This is a genomic window from Streptomyces sp. NPDC002564 (assembly GCF_042889645.1).
In the GTDB taxonomy this organism is placed as follows: domain Bacteria; phylum Actinomycetota; class Actinomycetes; order Streptomycetales; family Streptomycetaceae; genus Streptomyces.
The window spans coordinates 70,709-92,577 of the sequence record NZ_JBIARE010000016.1 but is presented as its reverse complement, the minus strand read 5'-3'; the positions used below and the strand labels follow the sequence as shown (position 1 = coordinate 92,577).

Here is a 21,869-nt window from a genome sequence, read left to right as displayed (position 1 = left end):
AAACCGCGCTCGAACAGGTCTACCCCGGGCCGGAATTGGACATCAGGAAGGCAGGGCGCCGGGAGTCAGGGAGGCCGTCATGCGGCGAGTGACCACACACAAGACCGTGAGCAAGTCGGTGAGTCGTCGGGTGCGGGAGCGGCAGGAGGCGGAGGTCGCGCCGCGGGAGAGGCCCGAGGTCCGCAAGGACGTCCAGCGGACGTGGTGGCCGGACGGGTGAGCGCGGCCCGGGCGGTCGGCCCGCGGGCGACGGCACGCCGTCAGCCGTTGCCCGGGTCCGCCAGCCGCTTGCGGTAGTGCACGCGGTCGTAGGGCCCGTCCACGCGCCGCTCGACGACCTCGTAGCCGAGGCGCGGATAGATCTTCTGGTTCTCCCGCATCAGGGCGTTGGTGTAGAGCTGGATCTCGATGAGTCCGAGTGCCCGCGCGTGGGTCTCCGCGAAGGCGAGCAGGCGGCGTCCCACCCCCTGCCCCGCCGCGTCGGGGTGGACGGCGACGGACTGCAGCAGGAGGCGGCCCTCGTAGGGGCGCGGCACGAGCACCAGGAGCCCCACCACGGGATCCCCGGTGACGAAGACGAACCCCGCCGCCACGTCGGCCGCGTGATCGGCCTCCATCGGGGCGGGGACGACGCCGATGCGGTCGATGTAGTGGCGGTACGCGGCGTCCGTGACCGCACGGACGGCGGGCACGTCGGCTGCGGTGGCGGGACGGACGGCGGCGGGGCCCTCGGGTGTGGTCATGCCTCTACGTCTACGCCACGTCGCCTCACCCGCACCACCGCCTTCCGCACCAGGGGCCACGCCACGATCAGGACGATGAGGCCGTAGACCGTCAGGGAGAACGGCGTGTCGACCAGGCCCCGGACGCTGCCGTCGCTGATCTGCAGGGCGCGCCGCAGCTGCTGTTCGGCGTTGGGGCCGAGGATGACGCCGATGACGGCGGGCAGCACGGGCAGTCCGTAGCGCCGCATGCCGAACCCGATCAGGCCGATGACGAGCAGGATCACGAGGTCGAGCGGTTCGCCGCCGACCGCGTAGGCGCCGACCGCGGCGAAGAAGAGGATGCCGGCGTACAGGTAGGGCCGCGGGATGCGCAGCAGCTTGGCCCAGAGCGGGGCGAGCGGCAGGTTCAGCGCGAGCAGGAGCACCATGCCGACGAACAGCGAGGCGATGAGGCCCCACACGAGGTCCGCCTCGCGCTCGAAGAGCAGGGGCCCGGGCTGGATGCCGTACTGCTGGAAGGCGGCGAGCATCACGGCGGCGACGGCGGTCGTGGGCAGGCCGAGCGTCAGCATGGAGACGAGGGTGCCCGCGGCGGAGGCGGACGAGGCCGACTCGGGGCCCGCCACCCCTTCGATGGCGCCCTTGCCCCACTCGTCCTTGTGCCGGGACAGGCGCTTCTCGGTGACGTAGGAGAGGAAGGTGGGGATCTCCGCGCCGCCCGCGGGGATCGCGCCGAAGGGGAAGCCGATGAGGGGGCCGCGCAGCCAGGACTTCCAGGTGCGCTTGAGGTCCTTCCTCTCCAGCCAGGGGCGGCCCACCGGGATCGCCTGTCCGCCGGTGCGGCGCAGGTGTGCGGCGACCCACAGGGCCTCGCCGATCGCGAAGAGGCCCACCGCGACGATCACCACGTCCACGCCGTCGGCGAGTTGGAGCGAGCCGAACGTGAGCCGCTGCTGGCCGGTCATCTGGTCCAGGCCGACCAGGCCGATGGTGAGGCCGATCAGCAGGGAGGCGAGGCCGCGGATGCGGGAGGAGCCGAGCACGGAGGTCACCGCGATGAACGCGAGGACCATGATGGCGAAGTAGTCGGGCGCGCCGATGTCGACGGCGAGGTCGGCGACGGTCGGCGCGAGCGCCACCAGGAGCAGCGTGCCGATCATGCCGCCCGCGAAGTGGCCGATGGCGGCGGCCGCGAGGGCCTGTGCGCCGCGCCCCGCCCTGGCCATCGGATGGCCTTCCATGGCGGCGACGACGGCGGCGCTCTCGCCCGGGGTGTTGAGCAGGATCGAGGTGGTCGAGCCGCCGAACATCGCGCCGTAGTAGATGCCCGCGAACATGATGAAGGCGCCGGTCGGTTCGAGTCCGTAGGTCACCGGGAGGAGCAGGGCGACGGCCATGGCGGGGCCGATGCCGGGCAGCACGCCGATCGCGGTGCCGAGCAGCACGCCGACGGCGGCCCACAGGAGGTTGACCGGGGTGAGGGCCGTGCCGAATCCGTCCATCAAGGAGTTGAAGGCGTTCATGTCACAGCACTCCCATCAGGGGGCCACCCGGCAGGGGCACGCCGAGCAGGTTGTTGAAGACTTCGTACGTGACGACGGAGAGCACGGCGGCGATGAGCGGATCGCGGTCGAGGTGGCGGCTGCCGAGGGCGTAGGCGGAGCCCCAGAAGAGCAGGGCGCCGGTGACCGGGAAGCCGAGCGGTTCGATGAGGACGGCGGTGGCGAGGAAGACGCCGGCGAGCAGCAGCACGGTGCGCCAGTCGGCGGGTTCGGACAGGTCGATGTCCTCGCCGCCCTCGGCCTCGCCGCGGCCGCCGCGCAGCACGTCGACGGCGAGCAGGACGGCGACGACGAGCAGCCCGATGCCGACGGCGACCGGTACGGTTTTGGGACCGATCGGGCCGCGCTGGGCGATCTCGACGTCCATGGTGAGCGCGTCGGTGAGGACGAGCGCGCCGAGGGCGAGGAGCAGGACGCACACGCCCAGTTCGGAGTGTTCGCGCAGCCAGGAGCGGCGCGCGGGCCCCTCCCGCTCCGGCAGTCCGGTGGCGGTCACAGTCCCAGCTCCTTCAGTACGGAGACGACGCGTCGGTCCTGGGCGGCCAGGAAGTCGCCGAACGCGTCGCCGGTGAGGAAGGCGTCGTCCCAGCCGTTGGTCCTGAGGGACTTCCGCCACTCGGGCGAGGCGTGCAGTTTCCTGATCAGGCCGGTGAGCTTGGTGCGCTCGGCGTCGCTGAGGCCGGGCGGGGCGACGATGCCGCGCCAGTTGGTGAAGTCCACGTCGTAGCCGGACTCCTTGAGGGTGGGCCCGGGAAGGCCCTTGACCCGCTTCGTCCCGGTGACGGCGAGCAGCCGCAGCTCGCCGGACTTGATCTGGTCGAGGTACTCGCCGACGCCGGAGACGCCGAAGGCGACCTTGCTGCCGAGGATCGAGGCGAGGAGTTCGCCGCCGCCGTCGAAGGGCACGTAGTTGACCTGCTCCGGTTCGATGCCCGCGGCGCGCGCCATCAGCATCGGGGCGAGGTGGTCGGGCCCGCCGGGCGAGGAGCCGCCGCCCACGGGCACCTTGCCGGGGTTCTCCTTCCAGGCGTCGACGAGCTGCCCGATGGTCTTGTACGGGGAGTTCTTGGCGACCACGACGACGTCCGGCTCCTCGGTGAGCCGGGCGATCGGGGTGGTGTCGGCCAGGGTCTTCGGGGAGTGGTTGGAGCGGGCGGCGCCGACGACGCCGAGGCCCATGGACATGGCGAGCTTGCCGTTGCCGTGCTCGCCGACGAGCCGGGTCAGGCCGACGGTGCCGCCCGCGCCGGGCAGGTTGAACACCTCGATGTTGTGGGTGAGTCCGGCGTCCTCGGCGTTCTTCGCGGCGGTGCGGGCGGTGATGTCGTAGCCGCCGCCGGGCGTGTTGGGCACCATGAGGCGCAGGCCGGGGATCTGGGTGCCGGTGTCGGCGCCGCTGCCCGCGGTGAGCAGCGGCGGCGCGACGAGCACGAGGAGGGCGGCCCCGAGCAGGGCGAGGGGGGTGCGCAGGCGCACGTGTGCCACCACCTGTCGGTTCGTGGTCGGGTGTGAGGTGGCCCACATGTTGCCTCCGCGCCGACGGCCTGTCTCTCTTCCGGAATCAACGGACGTTGTGGTCGTTGTGGTCGCGCCCATAGCCTGCGGCGATGACAAGGGTGCTGGTCGTGGACGACGACTTCATGGTCGCCAAGCTGCACAGTCGGTACGTGGCCGCGGTGGACGGCTTCAGCGTGGTCGGGGTCGCCCACAGCGGCGCCGACGCGGTCGGCGCGGTGGAGCGGCTGCGCCCCGATCTCGTCCTCCTGGACGTGTATCTGCCCGACATGGACGGAATCGCCGTGCTGCGCGAGCTGCGGGCGGCCGAGGAGCGCGACCCGGCGCGGGAGCCGGTGGACGCCCTGTTCATCACGGCCGCGCGGGACGCGGAGGTGGTGCGGGCGGCGCTGCGGGCGGGCGCCCTGCACTATCTGATCAAACCCTTCGACCAGGCCGCGCTGCACGAGCAGTTGCGGCACGTGGCGGCGCTGCGGGCCCGCCTCGACGGTCTGCGGGAGGCCCGCCAGGAGGACGTCGACCAGCTCTTCGGCACCCGCCCGCCCGGCTCGCGTGAGCTTCCCAAGGGCCTTGCGGCGCACACCGCGGAGCTGGTGGAGCAGACCCTGCGCGGCCACCCGGGCGGCCTGTCGGCCTCGGAGTGCGCGCGGGCGGGCGCGCTGTCCCGGGTGAGCGCACGCCGCTATCTGGAGTTCTTCGTGGACACCCGGCGGGCCGAGGTGACGCTGCGGTACGGCGGGACGGGGCGGCCGGAGCGTCGGTACCGCTGGGTGGGATGAGGGCAATCCGGGCACGACCTGAGCGGAGCCCGAAGGCTCCCTTAACCGCACCATAAGGATCTCCATTTACCGCGCTCAGCAGGGGATTTCGCGGATTTCAGGGGCTAGTTTTCTGGTCGCCGGGGCGATGACGAACCGTCGGTGCCGGCGCGATCGGGGGCCGTACCGCCCGTTCGCCGTCGCCCCGTGTCCCCCCTGAACCGCCGTTTGAGGAGAACCCCCATGACCGCACGTCGCAAGGTCGCCGCGCTCGCCGCCGTCGGCGTCGCCCCGCTCGCCCTGACCGCCCTGTCGGCCGCTCCGGCCGCCGCGCACGGGTCGATGACGGACCCGGTCAGCCGGGTGTCGGCCTGCTTCCAGGAGGGCCCGGAGTCGCCGAAGTCGGCCGCCTGCAAGGCCGCCGTCTCGGCCAGCGGTGTGCAGGCCTTCTACGACTGGAACGCCGTGAACATCGCCAACGCGGCGGGCAAGTCGAAGGAGATCATCCCCGACGGGAAGCTGTGCAGCGCGGGCAACGACAAGTACAAGGGCCTCGACCTGCCGCGCGCCGACTGGCCGTCGAGCAAGCTGTCCGCGGGCAACCACACCTTCCGCTACAAGGGCACCGCCCCGCACAAGGGCTCCTTCGAGCTGTACATCACGAAGGACTCGTACGACCCGTCGAAGCCCCTGAAGTGGTCGGACCTGGAGGAGAAGCCGTTCGTGAACGTGGCCGACCCGAAGATGGAGAACGGCGACTACGTCTTCGACGGCAAGATCCCCGCCCGCGAGGGCCGTCACCTGATCTACTCGGTGTGGCAGCGCTCGGACTCCCCCGAGGCGTTCTACACCTGCTCCGACGTGGTCTTCGGCCAGGACAGCGGCGGCTCCGGCGCGCCCGCCCCGGCCGCCTCCGCCCCGTCCGAGCAGGAGATCGCGGCGGGCGCCGACAAGTCCTCCGTCGAGCACCACGGGCACGGCGACGCCGACGCCCGCACCGGCGCCGAGGCCACCGGGGCCGCGCCCGCCGAGAAGCCGCAGGCCGGTGCGGAGCCGCAGACCGGCGACAACCGGCCCGAGGTGAACGGCGGCGCCGAGAAGCCGGTCACCACGGCGGACGACAACCTCGCCGAGACCGGTGGCGACAGCACCACTCCGTACATCGCGATCGGCGGCGCCGCCACCCTCGCGGTCGGTGCCGCGGCGATGTTCGCGACGACGCGCCGCCGTGCGGCGACGGGCCGCCACGGCCGCTGAAGCAGCCGGTAGTCAGCAGTCGGCGAAGGGCCGTGCTCCCCCGGCGGGGGGAGCACGGCCCTTCATGCCGTCGCGGCTACGACAGGCACGTGCTCGGGGTCGCGTGCGCCGGGTCGAGGGCGTTGGCCACCTCGTGGTGGGCGACGCGGTCCAGGATCCCGATGGCGACGTGCTCCGACAGGTCGACGGGGCACAGGTCCTGGACGGTCACGTTGCGCACGCCGGGGCCGTCGAGGAACTGGGTGCGGTACGGGGTGACCACCTCGTCGTACCGGGTGGCGATGACGGTGTAGCGCACGCCGGGCACGGTGTCGCCGCCCGCGTTGAGCTTGGTCAGGAAGGGCGATCCGGCGATCTGGTCGGCGAGGGCCGGGGTGTTGGTGGTCAGCAGGTCCTCGATGCCCGGGAAGTACGGCAGCAGCCTGGTGAGGCCCAGCAGGGTGGTGCCGTGGTTGTCGGGGGCGAGGCCGACCAGGGCGTTCACCTTGGCGGCGCCGCCGAGGAACTTGAGGTAGTAGCGGGGCATCATGCCGCCCTGCGAGTGGCCGACGAGGTCCGCCTTCTTCGCGCCCGTCGAGGCGAGCACCTTGTCGACGAAGGTGTCGAGCTGTTCGGCCGACTTGTCGATGGGGCCGAGTCCGTTGAAGAACGGCACGCCCGTCAACTGGCCGTAGTCCAGGGAGTAGACGCAGTAGCCGCGCTTGACGAGGTAGGGCGCGAGGACGAGCCAGTTGTCGACGGAGTTGCCGAACGTGCCGTGCACGAGGACGACCGGGCGGGGGTGCGCGGCGGACGGCTTGCAGCTGTAGTCGTTCCAGCCACTCGCCGTCGAGGCGGTCGAGGCGGTCGTCCCGTCGGCCGCGGCGGTGGCGGCGGGCGCGAGGGTGACGGCGCCCGTGACGAGCAGGGCGGCCGCGAGCGCACGCAGCGCTCGTCTCCAGGGCAGCATCGTGTGATCTCCTTGCGGCTCAAGGGAGGTGCGATGACGGAGCGCCCGTGATCCGGATCACCAGGATGTTGCGTACACGACAAGCTACGCGCGAGTAGTGGAAGAGTGAAGTTACGCGTCGGTAAAAGTTCCAGCGATCACTGGCACTGTCGCTGTCGCTGTCGCTGTCACGGTCACGGTCACGGTCACGGTCACGCCGCCAGCGTCCCCGGGACGATCGCGCCCGGCCCGAACTTCTCCCTGGCCCGGTCGGCGACCTCCTCGATGCGGCGCGCCCGCTCGTCCACCGGGTCGAACGTCAACTGGTGGGCGGCGCCTTCGGCGGGGCCGATGCCCTCGGCGCGCAGGGACACCGCGCGCACCCGGGCCCGCTGCAGACCCAGCGCCTCGTACATGCGGTAGGCGGCCTCGGTCAGCGCGGTGGAGTGGGCGGTCGGCTCGGGCAGGGTCCTGGTGCGGACGGTGGTGCTGCGGTCCGCGTACCGCACGGTGAGGGTCAGCGTGCGGCACACCTGGCCCTCGTCGCGCATCCTCGCGCCCAGTTCCCCGGCGCCGGAGAGCAGCGCGCGGCGGTGCCGGAAGGGGTCCAACTCGTCGCGGGAGAAGGGGCGTTCGACGGCGAGCGAGCGGGCGGCGGCGTTCGGGGTGACCCGGGCGCGGTCGATGCCCCGCGCCTTCTCGCCCAGCTCGCGGCCCGCCCGGGCCCCGACGAGCCGCTGCAGGGTGGACAGCGGTGCGGCGCCGACCTTGCCGAGGGAGTCGAGGCCGTACTCGCACAGGGTGCGGGCGGTGGCCCGGCCGATGCCGGGCAGCTCGCCGACCGACCGCTCGGCGAGGAACTCCCGTACGCCGTCCGGCCCTTCGGGCACCACGCGGGTGGTACCGGGCCGGGCGCCGCGCGCCGCCATCCGCGCCAGCATCGGCCCGGGTCCGGCGCCGATCGCGCACTCCACCCCGTACAGCGCGAGCGCCCGCACCCGGATCAGCGCGGCCAGTTCGGCGGCGCCGCGCCGGAAGTACCGCCGCGCGCCGCGGACGTCCACGAGCGCGGCGTCCGGCGGGAGCGCCTCGACCTGCGGGGTGAACGCGCCGAGCAGGTCGAGGAGCCGGGGCAGATCCGCCTCCCGCGCGGGCGTCAGCAGGAACCGCACGTAGAGCGTGTCCGCTCCCGCGCCGTCCGCCTCCGCTCCCGCGCTCATCCCGCACTCCCCTGGCTCTGGTGCCACAGCTTCCTGCCGCCCGCGCCCGCGGGCCCCTCGCCCGCCGGGCGGAGGTCCGCCCAGGGGTGCATCTCGTAGCCCGTGGCCATGCGGATGCGGCGGCCGCCCGCCGGGTCCCGTGCCGCCTCCGCCCCCTCGGCGGCGGGCCCGGGACCCGGCTCCGCCAGGCGCCGCGCCACCGCGTCGAGGCCACCCTCCTCGCGCACCTCCACCAGGTCCGCGAGGTTCCACGCCGCCTCGCCCACCACGCTGAGGCTGCGCGGTCCGCGGCGCTGCACCACGCCGCGCACGAGCAGCAGCCAGGAGTGGAAGACGGTGTGCGCGCACCGCTCGTGGGCGTCGTCGAAGAAGGCCAGGTCGACCAGGCCCGTGCCGTCGTCCAGGGTGGTGAAGATGACGCGCTTGCCGGAGCGGATCGGCGGGGTCTGCGTGGCCGCCTTGGCGCCCGCGACCAGGACGGTCGCGCCGTGCTCGGCCTCGCGCAGGCGCCGGGCGCCGAGCACGCCGAGCTCTTCGAGGAAGGCGCGGTGATCGCCCATGAGGTGGCGCGAGGAGTCCATGCCGAGGACGCCGAGTTCGGCGCTGAGCCGCTCCGCGTCGTCCAGGTCGGGCAGGCCCGCGGGGGCCGTCCTGCGCCCGCCGGCCAGCGGCAGTTGGGCACCGGCGGCGCCCCGCGCCCCGCGCCGCAGCTCGGCCAGGTGGAGCTGCAGGTCGCGGCGGTTGGCGCCGAACGCGTCGAGCGCGCCGACCTGGGCGAGCCGCTGGGCGACCGGTTTGGACGGCCTGGCCCGCTCCCAGAAGTCGACGAGCGAGGCGTAGGGTCGCCCGTCGGCGATCCGCGCGGCCTCGGCCTCGCTGATGCCGTGCACGTCGCGGAGCGCGAGCCGCAGCCCCCAGACCTCCCGGGCCGCGGACGGACGACCCCCCTCGTCGGACACCAGTTCGATGCAGTGGTCGACCGCGGACCGGTTCACGTCCAGCGGAAGGATGGGCACCCCGCGCCGCCGCGCGTCCGCGAGCAGCAGCCGCTTCGGGTACATGCCGGGGTCGTGCGTGAGCAACCCCGCGTAGAAGGCGGCCGGGTGATGGGCCTTCAGCCAGGCGGACTGGTACGTCGGCACGGCGAAGGCCACCGCGTGCGCCTTGCAGAAGCCGTACGAGCCGAAGGCCTCGACGATCTCCCAGGTGCGGCCGATCGTCTCCGCGTCGTACCCCCCGGCCGCCGCCTGCTGCGCGAACCAGAAGCGGATCCGGCCCTGCGCCTCGGGGTCGGAGAGCCCGCGCCGCACCCGGTCGGCCTCGTCGCGCCCGCAGCCGGTCATGATGTCCACGATCTCGATGATCTGCTCGTGGAAGACGACGACGCCGTAGGTGTCCTTCAGCGGCTCCGCGAGATCGGGGTGCGGGTAGCGGACGGGGGCGCGGCCGTGCCGGGCCTCGATGAAGGGCCGCACCATGTCGGCGGCGACCGGCCCCGGACGGAACAGCGAGATGTCGACCACCAGGTCGTGGAAGGTCTCGGGCTGCAGCCGCCCGACCAGGTCCCGCTGGCCGGGCGACTCGATCTGGAAGCAGCCCAGCGTCTCGGCGGACTTGATGAGCCGGTACGTCGCCGGGTCGCCGGGCGGCACCGCGTCGATGTCCACCGGGTCGCCCGTGGCCCGCTCGACCTCGGCCGCCGCGTGCGCCATCGCCGACTGCATCCGCACGCCGAGCACGTCCAGCTTGAGCAGGCCGAGGTCCTCGACGTCCTCCTTGTCGAACTGCGACATCGGGAAGCCCTCGCCGCTGGTCGGCACCACGGGCGTACGGGCGAGCAGCGAGGCGTCGGAGAGCAGCACCCCGCACGGGTGCATGGCGACGCCGCGGGGCAGCGCGTCGAGCGCCTCGACCAGCTCCCACAGCCGGCCGTGGTCGCCCGACTCGGCGGCGATCCCGCGCAGTTCCGGCAGTTCCGCCATCGCGGCGCGGGCGTCGCGGGCACGGATGTGCGGGAAGGCCTTGGCGATGCGGTCGATGTCGGCCGGGTCCATGGACAGGGCGGCGCCGACGTCGCGCACGGCGTGCCGCACCCGGTAGGTCTCGGGCATGGCCACCGTCGCGACCCGCTCGGTGCCGAAGCGGCCGATGATCGAGCGGTAGACCTCGAGGCGGCGGGCCGACTCGACGTCGATGTCGATGTCCGGCAGGACGTGCCGGCGCTTGGACAGGAACCGCTCCATGAGCAGCCCGTGCTCGACGGGGTCGGCGTGCGCGATGCCGATGAGGTGGTTGACCAGGGATCCGGCGCCGGAGCCGCGCGCCGCGACCCGGATGCCCATGTCCCGTACGTCGTCGACGACTTGGGCCACGGTCAGGAAGTAGGAGGCGTAGCCGTGGTGGTCGATGATGTCCAGCTCGTGGTGCATCCGCTCCCAGTACGCGCGCCGGGAGTCGTAGCCGCGGCGCACCATGCCGGCCGCCGCCCGGGAGGCGAGCACGCGCTGTGCGGTGCGGCGCCCGGCGCCGACCAGGTGCGGCTCGGGGAAGCGCACGGACCCGATGCCGATGTCGTCCTCGGCGTCGACGAGGCACGCGTCGGCGACCGCCCGGGTCTGTTCGAGCAGGTGGTGGGCGGTGTCGCGGCGGAAGCCCGCGGCCTCGACGACGCGCTCGGCCACCCGGAACATGCCGTCCGCGCCCTTGAGCCACCGTTCGCCGCCGTCGAGCTCCTTGGTCGGGTCGACGGGGACGAGGCGGCGGGCGGCGTCCAGGACGTCGGCGACGGGGCCCTGCCCGGGGTCGGCGTAGCGCACGGCGTTGCTCAGGACGGGGCGGACGCCCTGTTCGGCGGCGAAGCCGACGGTGCGGGCGGCCAGGCGCAGCGAGCCCGGCCCGGTGCCCTCGCGGCCGTGCCAGACGGACTCCAGGCGCAGCGCGTCGCCGTACCGCTCGCGCCAGGGGACGAGCAGGCGGGCGGCGCGGTCGGGGCGTCCGGCGGCGAGCGCGCGGCCCACGTCGGAGGCGGGGCCGAGCAACACGGTCAGGCCGTCGCCGTGGTTCTCCGGCCAGGGCAGCACGGGCTGCCCCTCGCCGGCGCGGTGGGCGGCGGTGACCAGCCGGCACAGGGCGGCCCAGCCGGTGGCGCCGTCCCGGGCGAGGAAGGTCGCGCGCGGGGTCGACTCGTCGATGAAGGCACCGCCGCGCACCGGGGCCCGCCGCCGCTCCCCCGCGGCCGGGGCGGGCGCGCCCACCGCGAGCTCGGTCCCGAACAGCGGCCGCACCCCGGCCCCGGCGCAGGCCTTGGCGAACCGGACGGCGCCCGCGAGGGTGTCGCGGTCGGTGAGGGCGAGGGCGTCCATGCCCCGCTCGGCGGCGCGTTCGGCGAGCCGCTCGGGGTGCGAGGCGCCGTAGCGCAGGGAGAACCCGGAGACGGTGTGCAGATGCGTGAAACCCGGCACACGCACCTCCTGAAATCCTGAACCGATCCGGCCTCATGTCCCCTCTCCTTCCACCATAGACCAAGTTTCGAACGCGTGTACGAAACCCGTTCGGGGGCGGTCCCCCGTCGTCCGTTCGGCCCATCCCACCTGCGCAAACGCCCCCGGACCCGGAGCGTTGGGGGCATGAGGTTCGCCGACGAATTGAAGAGCGCCGTCACCCCGCGAGCAGCCCTGCTCGTCATCGGCGTACTCGCCCTGCAGCTGCTGTTCATCGCCTCCTACGTGGGCGCGCTGCACAACCCGAAACCGACGGACGTGCCCTTCGGGGTGGTCGCCCCCGGCCCCGCGGCCGAGCAGACCAGGGACCAGCTGAAGAAGCTCCCCGGCGAACCGCTCGACCCCCGCGTGGTCGAGAGCGAGGGCCTCGCCCGGCACCAGATCCTGAACCGCGACATCGACGGCGCCCTGATCGTCGACCCGCGCGGCACCACCGACACCCTGCTGGTCGCCTCCGGCGGCGGCACCGCCCTCTCCCGGACGCTCACCGAGCTGGCCACCGAGGTCGACGCGGAGCAGAAGCGCACGGTCAAGACCGTCGACGTGGCGGCCGCCTCGAACCAGGACTTCAACGGCCTGTCGTCGTTCTACCTGGTCGTCGGCTGGTGCGTCGGCGGCTACCTGTGCGCCTCGATCCTCGCCATCAGCGCGGGCTCCCGCGCCGCGAACGTGCCCCGCGCGGTCATCAGGCTCGGCACCATGGCGCTCTACTCGATCGTCGGCGGACTCGGCGGCGCCCTCATCATCGGGCCGATCCTCGGCGCCCTGCCCGGCAGCATCATGGGCCTGTGGGGCCTCGGCGCCCTGGTGATCTTCGGGGTCGGCGCGATCACCCTCGCCCTGCAGTCGCTCACCGGCATCGTGGGCATCGGCCTGGCCGTCCTCCTGGTCGTCATCGCGGGCAACCCGAGCGCGGGCGGCGCCTTCCCGCTGCCGATGCTGCCGCCCTTCTGGGAGGCGATCGGTCCCTGGCTGCCGCCGGGCGCCGGCACCTGGGTGGCCCGCTCCATCGCGTACTTCGAGGGCAACGCGGTCACCAAGCCGCTGCTGATCCTGTCCGGCTGGGCGGTCCTCGGCGTCGTCGTCACGCTCGCCCTGTCCGCCCGCCGCAGGACGCCGCACAACGGCGCGATCGACCTCAGCGGCACCAGCTACGGCAGCAGCAGGAGCGTCGGGTGAACTTCCCGCACCGTTCGGGCCCCGCCGCCCAGGCGGTCTCCGTCAAGCGGATGGAGCCCACCGCACAGGCCCAGCTGGGACCGCTCGGGCTCACCGGCTTCATCGTCGTCACCATGATCGCCACCGGCATCGACGCGGGCATCTTCCCCGAGAAGCTGCTGCACTCGGTCGTGCCGCTGGTCGGCTTCTTCATCGGCGGACTCGCCCAGCTCCTGGCCGGGCTCTTCCAGGCGCAGCGCGGCGACACCTGGCACGCCACGGTCTTCGGCGGCTTCGGGCTCTTCTGGATGGCGAAGTCCCTGATGCTGCTCTGGGTGCTGCCCGGCCTCGACCCGTCGCTGCGCGGCGACACCATGGGGCTGTTCACCCTGCCGTGGGTGTTCGTGGTCTTCGTCCTGTGGCTCGCCAGCTTCCGCATCCATCTGGCGCTGCTGCTCACCTTCACCTGCGTGCTGGTCGTCTTCATCGCGATGACCTGCAACGGCTTCACCGGGGCCGTCGGCTGGAACCGGGTCGCGGGCTGGTCCGGGCTCGGCGCGAGCGCCGGGGCGCTGTACCTGCTCGCGGGCCAGGTGATGGCGTCCACCTGGGGGCGCCCGGTGCTGCCGATGGGCCGCTTCCTCGCCCCGGACGCCCCGGACGTCCGCCCGGAGACGTGAGAGCCCCGCCGCCGGGACCGCATTGTCGGACCCGGATGCGAGGCTCGACCGCATGATCCGCACACTCGCCGTCGAGAACTACCGCTCCCTGCGCACCCTGACCGTCCCGCTGGACCGGCTGAACGTGGTGACGGGGGCGAACGGCACCGGCAAGTCCAGCCTGTACCGCGCCCTGCGCCTGCTCGCCGACTCCGCCACGGGCGGCGCGGTCGCGGCCCTGGCCCGCGAGGGCGGGCTGCCCTCCGCGCTCTGGGCGGGCGAGCGCAGGGCGGAGCCCGCCGGCCTGAGGCTGGGCTTCGCCGGCGACGAATTCGGGTACGCGGTCGACTTCGGCCTCCCCCAGTCCAGCGGCGCGGGCCCGGGCGGCGCGCCCTCCCTGTTCGCGCTCGACCCCGAGATCAAGCGCGAGTCCACCTGGGCCGGTCCCGTCCTGAGGCCCGCCGCGCTGCTCTGCGACCGCGCGGGCCCGGCCGTGCGCACCCGCACCGCCGACGGCGGCTGGCACCGCTCCCAGGGCATCCGCCCGTACGACAGCATGCTCAGCGAGTTCGCCGACCCGCAGCTGGCGCCGGACCTGCTCAGGCTGCGCGAGCTGATCCGCTCCTGGCGGTTCTACGACCATGTGCGCACCGACGCGGACGCGCCCGCCCGTGCCGCCCGGATCGGCACCCGCACCCCCGTCCTCGCCCACGACGGCGCGGACCTCGCCGCCGCCCTGCAGACCATCCGCGAGATCGGTGACGACCTGGCGCTCGACGCGGCGGTGGACGACGCCTTCCCGGGCAGCCGGGTCCGTGTCGTCGCGAACGGCGGGCGGTTCGAGCTCCAGCTGCGCCAGCGCGGGCTGCTGCGCCCGCTGGGCCCCGCCGAGCTGTCCGACGGCACGCTGCGCTACCTGCTGTGGGCCGCGGCCCTGCTCACCCCGCGCCCGCCCGCGCTCCTGGTCCTGAACGAACCGGAGACGAGCCTGCACCCGGACCTGCTGCGCCCGCTGGCCGACCTGATCGTCGCCGCGACGAAGGACACCCAGATCGTCCTGGTGACCCACGCCCGCCCGCTCGCCGAGGCGGTCGCCGAGGGCGCGGCCCGGCACCGCGTCGACGTGAACTCGATAGAGCTGGTCAAGGAGTCGGGCCGCACGACGGTGGCGGGCCGCGAAAGCCTCCTGGACGAGCCCCTCTGGTACTGGCCCAGACGCTGAGACGCCCCTGGTGCGCCCCGTCGGGGGCGCACCAGGGGCGCGGGGAACCGCACGCTCGGCCGCACACGGCCGCGGCCGGGGCTCCGGGTCAGGCGGGCACGCCCGCACCGTCCCCGTAGTACGCCTGCCGCATCAGCGTCTCCATCTCGGAGAGCATCGGCATCCGCGGGTTGGCGGGCGCGCACTGGTCGGCGTACGCGTTCATCGCCTGCTGCGGCAGAGCCTCCAGGAAGGCCGCCTCGTCCACGCCCTCCTCCCGGAAGGACGCGGGGATCCCGCACTTGGCGCGCAGTTCCTCCACCGCACGGGCATAGGACTCCACTCCCTCCTCGGGCGTCGCGGCCGGCAGGCCCAGCATCCGGGCGATCTCCTGGAAGCGCTCCGGGGCCCGGTAGACCTCCGCCTTCGGCCAGGGCGTCGCCTTGCCGGAGACGGTGCCGTTGTGCCGGATGACGTGCGGCAGGAGGAGCGCGTTGGTGCGGCCGTGGGCGACGTGGAAGGTGTTGCCGAGGGTGTGCGCCATGGCGTGCACCAGGCCGAGGAAGGCGTTGGCGAAGGCCATGCCCGCGACCGTCGAGGCGTTGTGCATCCGCTCGCGCGCCTCGGGGTCGTTCGCCCCGTTCACCACGCACCGCTCCAGGTTCTCGAAGATGAGCTTGATGGCCTGGAGGCAGAGGCCGTCGGTGTAGTCGTTGGAGTAGGCGGAGACGTACGCCTCGGTGGCGTGGGTCAGCGCGTCGAAGCCGGAGTCGGCGGTGACGGTCGCCGGGAGCTTCATCGGCAGCACCGGGTCGACGATCGCGACGTTCGGGGTGAGCGCGTAGTCGGCGAGGGGGTACTTCTGGGCGGCCTTCGGGTCGGAGATGACCGCGAACGGAGTGACCTCCGAGCCGGTGCCCGAGGTGGTCGGGACGGCCACCATCTGGGCCTTCTTGCCGAGTCCGGGGAACTTGAAGGCGCGCTTGCGGATGTCGAAGAACTTCTCCTTGGTGTCCGCGAACTCGATCTCCGGGTGCTCGTACATCAGCCACATGATCTTGGCCGCGTCCATCGGCGAGCCGCCGCCGAGCGCGATGATCGTGTCCGGCTGGAACTCCCGCATCGTCGCGGCGCCGGCCTGCACCGTCGACAGCTCCGGGTTGGGCTCGACGTTGTCGATGACCTGGACGGTGACGGGCTCGGGGCGGGCCGCGAGGATGTCGGTCACACGGGCGACGAAGCCGAGCGTCGACATGGTCTTGTCCGTCACGATCGACACCCGCCGGATGCCGTCCATCTCACCGAGGTAGCGCAGCGCGTTGCGCTCGAAGTAGATCTTCGGCGGGACCTTGAACCACTGCATGTTGTTGTTGCGCCGTCCGATCCGCTTGACGTTGATCAGGTTGACCGCGGTGACGTTGTTGGACACCGAGTTGTGTCCGTACGAGCCGCAGCCGAGGGTGAGCGAGGGGAGGAAGGAGTTGTAGACGTCGCCGATGCCGCCGAAGGTGGAGGGCGCGTTGACGATGACGCGGATCGCCTTGACGCGCTTGCCGAACTCCTCGGCGAGCTCCTCGTCCTCGGTGTGGATGGCGGCGCTGTGCCCGAGGCCGTGGAACTCGACCATCTGGGCGGAGAGTTCGAGGCCGTGCTCGGTGGTGTCGGCCTTCAGGGCGGCCAGGATCGGGGAGAGCTTCTCGCGGGTGAGCGGCTCGCCCTCGCCGACCTCCGCGCACTCGGCGACGATGACCATCGTGCCCTCGGGCACGGAGAACCCGGCCTGTTCGGCGATCCACTGCGGGGACCTGCCGACGACGTCCGCGTTCAGCTTGGCGCCCGCGCAGTTGTTGGCGAAGGCGGTGGTGCCGAAGACGAACTCCTCCAGCTTGGTCTTCTCGGCCGCCGTGACGACGTACGCGCCGAGCCGCTCGAACTCCGCGAGGCCCTCGTCGTAGATCTCCTTGTCGAGGATCACGGCCTGCTCGGAGGCGCAGATCATGCCGTTGTCGAACGCCTTGGAGAGCACGATGTCGTGCACGGCCCGGCGCAGCTTGCCGCTGCGCGTGACGTACGCGGGTACGTTGCCCGCGCCCACGCCGAGCGCGGGCTTGCCGCACGAGTAGGCGGCCTTGACCATCGCGTTGCCGCCGGTGGCGAGGATCGTGGAGACGCCCTCGTGGTTCATGAGCAGGCCGGTGGCCTCCATGGAGGGCTCCTCGACCCACTGCACGCAGTCCGCGGGCGCGCCCGCCTCGATCGCCGCGTCCCGCACGACGCGGGCGGCCTCCACGGAGCAGCGCTGGGCGCTGGGGTGGAAGGCGAAGACGATCGGGTTGCGGGTCTTCAGGGCGATGAGGGCCTTGAAGACCGTGGTCGACGTCGGGTTGGTCACCGGGGTCATCGCGCAGACCACGCCGACGGGTTCGGCGATCTCGGTGACGCCGTTCAGCTCGTCGCGGGAGATGACGCCCGCGGTCTTCAGGCCGCGCATCGAGTTGACGACGTGCTCACAGGCGAAGAGGTTCTTGACGGCCTTGTCCTCGAAGAGGCCGCGGCCGGTCTCCTCGACCGCCTGCCGGGCCAGCTCCCCGTGCCGGCTCAGCGCGGCGAGGGAGGCCTTCTTGACGATGTGGTCGACCTGCTCCTGGTCGTACGACGCGAACCGGTCGAGCGCCGTGAGCGCCCGCTGGACCAGTCCGTCCACCATCTCCTTGGCCTGCATGGCAGGTACTCCTTCGTCGAGACCTTTTCTCTACTCCCTCAATTCGACACCTTTTCGCGTCGCTCGCAGGGCGGAAAAGGGCCTCACCCACCGGGCAGAAGGTCCCATGCACGCTCGCACGCCCTCCCGAACAGGCCACCTGACCTGCAATGACATCGCGGGACTTAGGACCCTTGAGCGCTTGTGAAAGTTTTCACAAGTTTTTCGGAAAAGCCGCGCCCCCGCTTTTGCGGGGGCGCGGGATAAAGCCGGGTGCGGACTCAGCCGATTTCCGCTCCGTAGGCCGACAGGGCCTCCGGCACCGGCTGGAAGAAGGTCTCGCCGCCCGAGGAGCAGTCACCGCTGCCGCCCGAGGTGAGACCCAGCGCCGTGTCGCCGGCGAAGAGCGCGCCGCCGCTGTCGCCGGGCTCGGCGCACACGGTGGTCTGGATCAGGCCGTCGACCTGGCCCTCCTGGTAGTTCACCGTGGCGTTGAGCGCGGTGACCTCACCGTCGTGCACCTGGGTGGTGCTGCCGCTGCGCGTCACCTTCTGGCCGACCGTGGCGTCCCCGGCCTTGCTGATCGCCTGGGTGCCGCCGTAGAGGTTGACCTCGCTGGGGTGCGGGGTGTCGGCCGTGTACTTGACCAGGGCGTAGTCGTTGCCCGGGAAGCTGGACTCCTCCGTGGCGCCGATCTCCTGGCCGCCCTGCGAGTCCGACCAGCTCTTGACCGCGTTGCCGCAGTGCCCGGCCGTCAGGAAGTAGGGCTGGCCGCCCTTGACGACGTTGAAGCCGAGCGAGCAGCGCGAGCCGCTCCCCCAGATCGCGTCGCCGCCCGCGATGAAGGCCTTGTACTCGCCCTTGCTCCGCTTGAGCTCGGCCTTGCCGTCCAGGCTCTTCACGATCGAGCCGACCTTGTCGAGCGCGGCGCCCTTGACCGTGCGGTCCGCGGTGACGACGACCGTGTTCGTGGCCGGGTCCATCGCCCACGAGGTGCCGGGCACGGCCGCCTTGTCGTCGAGCGTCGCGCGGGCGCTCTTCAGCTCGGCCAGTGAGTTCTCGACGATTCTCGCCTTGCCGCCGGCCGACTCGACCGCTTCGGCCGCGCTCTTGTCCAGCACGTTCACGACGAGGGCCTTGGCCTTCGCGTCGTAGTACGTGCCCGCCGCGTCCGCTCCCAGGTCCTTGGTCAGCGTCGAGGCGAGCTTTCCGGCCTTCGCGACCGAGAGGGTGTCCGGCGTGGGGGCCGGGGAGTTCTCACTGGCGTTCGCAGTCTGGAAGGTGATTCCCGCGGCGACCAGCGCGGCGATGCCCGCGCCCGCCACGGCGGCACGCCGCTTGGGTATGCGTCGGTGCTTCAAAACTCACGACCTCCTGTGGGGGGAACGACCCGTCCGGCGTGGGGGCCTGACGGGCCGCAAGGCTTGTGCGACACGGAGTTGCACGCTGAAGAAGCCGTGTCCATGCCATGTGGCCTCGCCCACTATCCCGACGCCCTCACGTCGCACACAAGGTCTACTTCCGGACGGGCGCCCGGCGACGGCCGGGTGGGCAGGCCGTGTCGGACGGCGCGTTTACCACCACGTCGGTTCCCGTTGCAAACACCGCGCGCGAGGGACGATCGTCAGCCTGTGAGGACTAGTCCTGTCCTGTTTTCGCCCCTGGGGCCGGAGCCGGTTCTCCGCCTTCCGCGTTCCCCGCTCCGGAATCCGGCGCCACCGCGGGCTGTTGCTGTTGCGGCAGCGCCTGCTGGGCGCGCTCCAGGAAGCGCAGGAGTTCGACGGGGAAGGGCAGCACGAGGGTGGAGTTCTTCTCGGCGGCGACGGCCACGACGGTCTGCAGCAGCCGGAGTTGGAGAGCGGCCGGTTCCTCCGCCATTTCGTGGGCGGCCTCGGCGAGCTTCTTGGAGGCCTGCAGTTCGGCGTCGGCGTTGATGACCCGGGCCCGCCGCTCGCGGTCGGCCTCGGCCTGGCGGGCCATCGAGCGCTTCATGGTCTCCGGCAGGGACACGTCCTTGATCTCGACCCGGTCGATCTGCACGCCCCAGCCGATCGCCGGGGAATCGATCATCAGCTCAAGGCCCTGGTTCAACTGCTCACGGTTGGACAGCAGATCGTCCAGGTCGCTCTTGCCGATGATGGACCGCAAGGACGTCTGCGCCATCTGCGACACCGCGAACCGGTAGTCCTCCACCTGGACGACGGCCTCCGCCGCGTCGACCACCTTGAAGTAGATGACCGCGTCCACCCGGACCGTGACATTGTCCCGCGTGATGCCGTCCTGCGCGGGCACCGGCATCGTCACGATCTGCATGTTGACCTTGCGGAGCCGGTCCACGAACGGCACGACCATCGTGAACCCCGGTCCCCGCACGCCGTGCTGAAGCTTTCCCAGGCGCAGGACCACGCCCCGCTCGTACTGCTTGATCACACGCGCCGCCGCCATCGCGTACACCACCGCGACCGACCCGACGGTCGCTCCCGCCGCCACCAGCTCCTCGACCATGCCGGCCCCCCAGGGTCCGAATTGGGCGTATCGGTCGTTCCCTTCGAAGGTAACGCCGCGCCGGACACAAAGGGAGAGCCGGGCACAACCCGGACACCGAGGAAAAGAGTGACGGGAGACAGGGGTGAGCCCCCGCCCGGTGTCCGGACGGGGGCTCGCCCACTGCTGGCCGCGGAATCAGAAGACGTTCACGTTGTACGCGCGCAGCGCCTCCGTGACCGGCTGGAAGAAGGTCGTGCCGCCGGACGAGCAGTTGCCGCTGCCGCCGGAGGTCAGACCCAGCGCCGTGGAACCCGCGTACAGCGGGCCGCCGCTGTCGCCGGGCTCGGCGCAGACCGTGGTCTTGATCATGCCGTAGACCACGTCGCCGCCACCGTAGTTGACGGTCTGGTTGAGCGCGGTGACCCGGCCGGTGTGCGTGCCGGTGGTGGAACCGCGCCGGGTGACGTTCTGCCCGACGGTCGGGTCGGCGGCGGTGGTGATGTCCTGGCTGCCCACCGTGCCGGACTTGGTGACCGAGTTGTTGGTGTAGCGCACGATGCCGTAGTCGTTGGTCGGGAAGCTCGAACCCGACGTGGTGCCGAGCACGGTGGTCTTCGCCGAGTTCGCCCACCAGGTCGTCGCGCCGTCGGTGCAGTGACCGGCGGTCAGGAAGTAGTAGGTGCCCGCGCTGTTGCGCACGTTGAAGCCCAGCGAACAGCGCCAGCTGGTCGCGTAGATCGCGTCGCCGCCGGATATGTACTTCTTGAACGTGCCCGGTGTGCGCTCGATCTTCAGGGCGCCGGCGTTGGACCCGGCCGCGTCCTTGAGCTTGGCTATCTCGGCCTTGGAGACGGTGCTGTCGGCGGTGACGACGACCTGCTTCGTCTTCGCGTCGACACCCCAGGCGGTGCCCGCGACGTCGGCGCCGAGCACGGCGTCACTGGCCTGTTCCAGCTGCGAGGCGCTGAAGGTCGACGCGCCGTCCTGCGCGCTGGCCGCGGGGACGGCGAGCGCTCCGGCCGCCACGAGTCCGGTGGCCACGGCCAGCAGACGGTGGTGTCTCGCCGTGCCACTGCGGGGGGTGGTGCGCTTGTTCCTCACGTAGTTCCTCCCGAGGGAAGTCAGTGGGTCCTTGTGGGTTGAGGACCCGTGAGGCGCAGCCAAAGAGCAAGCCCGGATTCCGGATAGCCGTGCTCCTGACAAGCGCTGCTCGGGAGTATTGAGGGGTGCGCACGAGCCGCACAAGGGCGCCTTTCGGCCGCCGACCGATACACGTCGACCGGCCCCGGTGGGTCCCGTACCTCTCGTACGCCACCGGGGCTCGGCCCGTCGGCGACCGCTTGGGGGCCGCCGCCGTACCGTCTCGGGCCGTCAGACGTCCGAGCGGTCGCGAAGGTTCCGCTCGCCCGCCGCGATCTCGCCGGCCAGGGTGTTCCCGGGCGGCGGGAAGGGGCACAGGAAGTGGTCGGCGAAGGCGCACGGGGGCAGCAGCGCGCGGTTGAAGTCGACGGTGACCCGGCCGTCGGCGTCGGGGGCGGCGGGCCGCAGGAAGCGGAAGCGGTAGCTGGACGTTCCGCTGGTGGCGTCCGCGAAGACGGCCCAGAGCGAGCCGTCGCCCTCCACGCTCACCTGGAGGGTGTGCTCGACTCCCCCGAGGCGGAAGGAGAGTTCCCCGCCGAGGCCGAGGCCGCGCTCCGTGCCGTCCGCGTTGCCGACGGTGACCGTGCGGTCCTCGGCGTAGGGCACGAAGCGGCCGGGCACGGACCACCGCTCGTCGTACGCGGTGGCGTCGATGCCACCGAAGGCGCGCCGGGCGGCGGCGTCCGGGTCGAAGTCGCGTACCGCCCAGAGGCCTTCGCGCCGCAGGACGACGAACCGCCGCCCGCCGCGGCCCACCCGGGCGGCCGCGACCGGGCCCGCGTCGGTGTCCAGGCGGACCTCGCCGGTCAGCGGCCCGCCGTCGAGGGTGAGGCCGTCCTCGGGGCCCGCGGTCAGCACGACCGCGTCCGGCGTCGCGGTCCAGCGCCCCGGGATTCCCGGCAGGCTCCCCTCCGGGTGGTCGGCGAGCCAGTGGGTGCCGGTGAGCGAGAGCGGCCCGTAGGGGGCCGACACCGTCTCCGTGCGCTGCTCGTGCCAGTGCTTCCAGTCCTGTGCCGCGTCCGTGGTCCCCGCGGCGGCGTGCTCGGTGCTCATGGTGG

18 protein-coding genes are annotated in these 21,869 nt (G+C 72.3%); 6 read left to right on the top strand and 12 right to left on the bottom strand.

Annotated elements, in window-relative coordinates; genetic code table 11:
* The first annotated feature begins 79 nt into the window (after positions 1-79).
* Positions 80-220, top strand: coding sequence for a hypothetical protein (locus ACFYXE_RS35465; protein ID WP_361168364.1), 141 nt, complete (start codon positions 80-82; stop codon positions 218-220).
* A gap of 40 nt (positions 221-260) precedes the next feature.
* Here the strand turns inward: ACFYXE_RS35465 and ACFYXE_RS35460 are convergent, their stop codons facing one another.
* From ACFYXE_RS35460 to ACFYXE_RS35445, 4 genes are read right to left on the bottom strand one after another with little or no spacing between them, the layout of a single operon-like run.
* On the bottom strand, positions 261-743 hold the full coding sequence (locus ACFYXE_RS35460) for a GNAT family N-acetyltransferase (RefSeq protein WP_389319754.1): 483 nt from the start codon (positions 741-743) through the stop codon (positions 261-263).
* Positions 740-2,248 (bottom strand): tripartite tricarboxylate transporter permease, encoded by a 1,509-nt coding sequence (locus ACFYXE_RS35455; protein WP_389319751.1) that lies wholly within the window; start codon positions 2,246-2,248, stop codon positions 740-742. Before ACFYXE_RS35455 ends, ACFYXE_RS35460 begins: the two co-directional genes overlap by 4 nt.
* A 1-nt stretch (position 2,249) precedes the next feature.
* Positions 2,250-2,783, bottom strand: a complete 534-nt coding sequence (locus ACFYXE_RS35450; RefSeq protein ID WP_389319748.1) for a tripartite tricarboxylate transporter TctB family protein — start codon at positions 2,781-2,783, stop codon at positions 2,250-2,252.
* Positions 2,780-3,763, bottom strand: coding sequence for a Bug family tripartite tricarboxylate transporter substrate binding protein (locus ACFYXE_RS35445; RefSeq protein ID WP_389319898.1), 984 nt, complete (start codon positions 3,761-3,763; stop codon positions 2,780-2,782). Before ACFYXE_RS35445 ends, ACFYXE_RS35450 begins: the two co-directional genes overlap by 4 nt.
* A gap of 131 nt (positions 3,764-3,894) precedes the next feature.
* Between ACFYXE_RS35445 and ACFYXE_RS35440 the strand changes: the two genes are divergently transcribed.
* A complete protein-coding gene (locus ACFYXE_RS35440) occupies positions 3,895-4,581 on the top strand; it encodes a response regulator (protein WP_361168376.1) in 687 nt (228 codons plus the stop codon).
* Positions 4,582-4,803: 222 nt separating this feature from the next.
* Complete coding sequence (locus ACFYXE_RS35435; protein ID WP_389319745.1) at positions 4,804-5,817, top strand: lytic polysaccharide monooxygenase; 1,014 nt, start codon at positions 4,804-4,806, stop codon at positions 5,815-5,817.
* A gap of 76 nt (positions 5,818-5,893) precedes the next feature.
* Here the strand turns inward: ACFYXE_RS35435 and ACFYXE_RS35430 are convergent, their stop codons facing one another.
* The 3 genes from ACFYXE_RS35430 to ACFYXE_RS35420 all read right to left on the bottom strand — a co-directional run bounded on the left by ACFYXE_RS35430 (position 5,894) and on the right by ACFYXE_RS35420 (position 11,426).
* A complete protein-coding gene (locus ACFYXE_RS35430) occupies positions 5,894-6,766 on the bottom strand; it encodes an esterase/lipase family protein (protein WP_389319742.1) in 873 nt (290 codons plus the stop codon).
* A 191-nt stretch (positions 6,767-6,957) separates the two neighbouring features.
* Entirely contained in the window at positions 6,958-7,965 is a 1,008-nt protein-coding gene (locus ACFYXE_RS35425; protein WP_389319739.1) for a hypothetical protein, read from the bottom strand.
* Entirely contained in the window at positions 7,962-11,426 is a 3,465-nt protein-coding gene (locus ACFYXE_RS35420) for a DNA polymerase III subunit alpha (RefSeq protein WP_389319736.1), read from the bottom strand. The genes ACFYXE_RS35425 and ACFYXE_RS35420 overlap by 4 nt, the downstream gene beginning before the upstream one ends.
* 165 nt (positions 11,427-11,591) lie before the next feature.
* Between ACFYXE_RS35420 and ACFYXE_RS35415 the strand changes: the two genes are divergently transcribed.
* Genes ACFYXE_RS35415 through ACFYXE_RS35405 form a run of 3 tightly spaced genes read left to right on the top strand, consistent with a single transcriptional unit; the run spans position 11,592 to position 14,504 of the window.
* Complete coding sequence (locus tag ACFYXE_RS35415) at positions 11,592-12,644, top strand: DUF3533 domain-containing protein (protein ID WP_389319733.1); 1,053 nt, start codon at positions 11,592-11,594, stop codon at positions 12,642-12,644.
* Positions 12,641-13,303: an acetate uptake transporter gene (locus ACFYXE_RS35410; protein ID WP_361168393.1), complete on the top strand. Its 663-nt coding sequence runs from the start codon at positions 12,641-12,643 to the stop codon at positions 13,301-13,303. The genes ACFYXE_RS35415 and ACFYXE_RS35410 overlap by 4 nt, the downstream gene beginning before the upstream one ends.
* A gap of 52 nt (positions 13,304-13,355) precedes the next feature.
* Positions 13,356-14,504 (top strand): AAA family ATPase, encoded by a 1,149-nt coding sequence (locus ACFYXE_RS35405; RefSeq protein ID WP_389319730.1) that lies wholly within the window; start codon positions 13,356-13,358, stop codon positions 14,502-14,504.
* Between the two features lie 88 nt (positions 14,505-14,592).
* Here the strand turns inward: ACFYXE_RS35405 and adhE are convergent, their stop codons facing one another.
* The 5 genes from adhE to ACFYXE_RS35380 form a co-directional block, all read right to left on the bottom strand.
* On the bottom strand, positions 14,593-17,205 hold the full coding sequence (gene adhE / locus ACFYXE_RS35400) for a bifunctional acetaldehyde-CoA/alcohol dehydrogenase (RefSeq protein WP_389319727.1): 2,613 nt from the start codon (positions 17,203-17,205) through the stop codon (positions 14,593-14,595).
* 260 nt (positions 17,206-17,465) lie between these two features.
* Positions 17,466-18,545: a S1 family peptidase gene (locus ACFYXE_RS35395; protein ID WP_389319724.1), complete on the bottom strand. Its 1,080-nt coding sequence runs from the start codon at positions 18,543-18,545 to the stop codon at positions 17,466-17,468.
* Positions 18,546-18,822: 277 nt separating this feature from the next.
* Positions 18,823-19,689, bottom strand: coding sequence for a slipin family protein (locus ACFYXE_RS35390; protein ID WP_389319721.1), 867 nt, complete (start codon positions 19,687-19,689; stop codon positions 18,823-18,825).
* A gap of 177 nt (positions 19,690-19,866) precedes the next feature.
* The gene (locus ACFYXE_RS35385) at positions 19,867-20,772 is read right to left on the bottom strand and encodes a S1 family peptidase (protein WP_389319718.1); all 906 of its coding nucleotides are present in this window, start codon (positions 20,770-20,772) and stop codon (positions 19,867-19,869) included.
* A gap of 270 nt (positions 20,773-21,042) precedes the next feature.
* Positions 21,043-21,864, bottom strand: coding sequence for a DUF1684 domain-containing protein (locus tag ACFYXE_RS35380; protein ID WP_389319715.1), 822 nt, complete (start codon positions 21,862-21,864; stop codon positions 21,043-21,045).
* Positions 21,865-21,869 lie beyond the last annotated feature (5 nt).

Coding starts and splice junctions, on each gene's coding strand:
- ACFYXE_RS35390 (WP_389319721.1), bottom strand. CDS start 19,689: ATGGTCGAGGAGCTGGTGGCGGCGGGAGCGACCGTCGGGTCGGTCGCG.
- ACFYXE_RS35425 (WP_389319739.1), bottom strand. CDS start 7,965: ATGAGCGCGGGAGCGGAGGCGGACGGCGCGGGAGCGGACACGCTCTAC.
- ACFYXE_RS35430 (WP_389319742.1), bottom strand. CDS start 6,766: ATGCTGCCCTGGAGACGAGCGCTGCGTGCGCTCGCGGCCGCCCTGCTC.
- ACFYXE_RS35465 (WP_361168364.1), top strand. CDS start 80: ATGCGGCGAGTGACCACACACAAGACCGTGAGCAAGTCGGTGAGTCGT.
- ACFYXE_RS35380 (WP_389319715.1), bottom strand. CDS start 21,864: ATGAGCACCGAGCACGCCGCCGCGGGGACCACGGACGCGGCACAGGAC.
- ACFYXE_RS35405 (WP_389319730.1), top strand. CDS start 13,356: ATGATCCGCACACTCGCCGTCGAGAACTACCGCTCCCTGCGCACCCTG.
- ACFYXE_RS35460 (WP_389319754.1), bottom strand. CDS start 743: ATGACCACACCCGAGGGCCCCGCCGCCGTCCGTCCCGCCACCGCAGCC.
- adhE (WP_389319727.1), bottom strand. CDS start 17,205: ATGCAGGCCAAGGAGATGGTGGACGGACTGGTCCAGCGGGCGCTCACG.
- ACFYXE_RS35435 (WP_389319745.1), top strand. CDS start 4,804: ATGACCGCACGTCGCAAGGTCGCCGCGCTCGCCGCCGTCGGCGTCGCC.
- ACFYXE_RS35455 (WP_389319751.1), bottom strand. CDS start 2,248: ATGAACGCCTTCAACTCCTTGATGGACGGATTCGGCACGGCCCTCACC.
- ACFYXE_RS35415 (WP_389319733.1), top strand. CDS start 11,592: ATGAGGTTCGCCGACGAATTGAAGAGCGCCGTCACCCCGCGAGCAGCC.
- ACFYXE_RS35440 (WP_361168376.1), top strand. CDS start 3,895: ATGACAAGGGTGCTGGTCGTGGACGACGACTTCATGGTCGCCAAGCTG.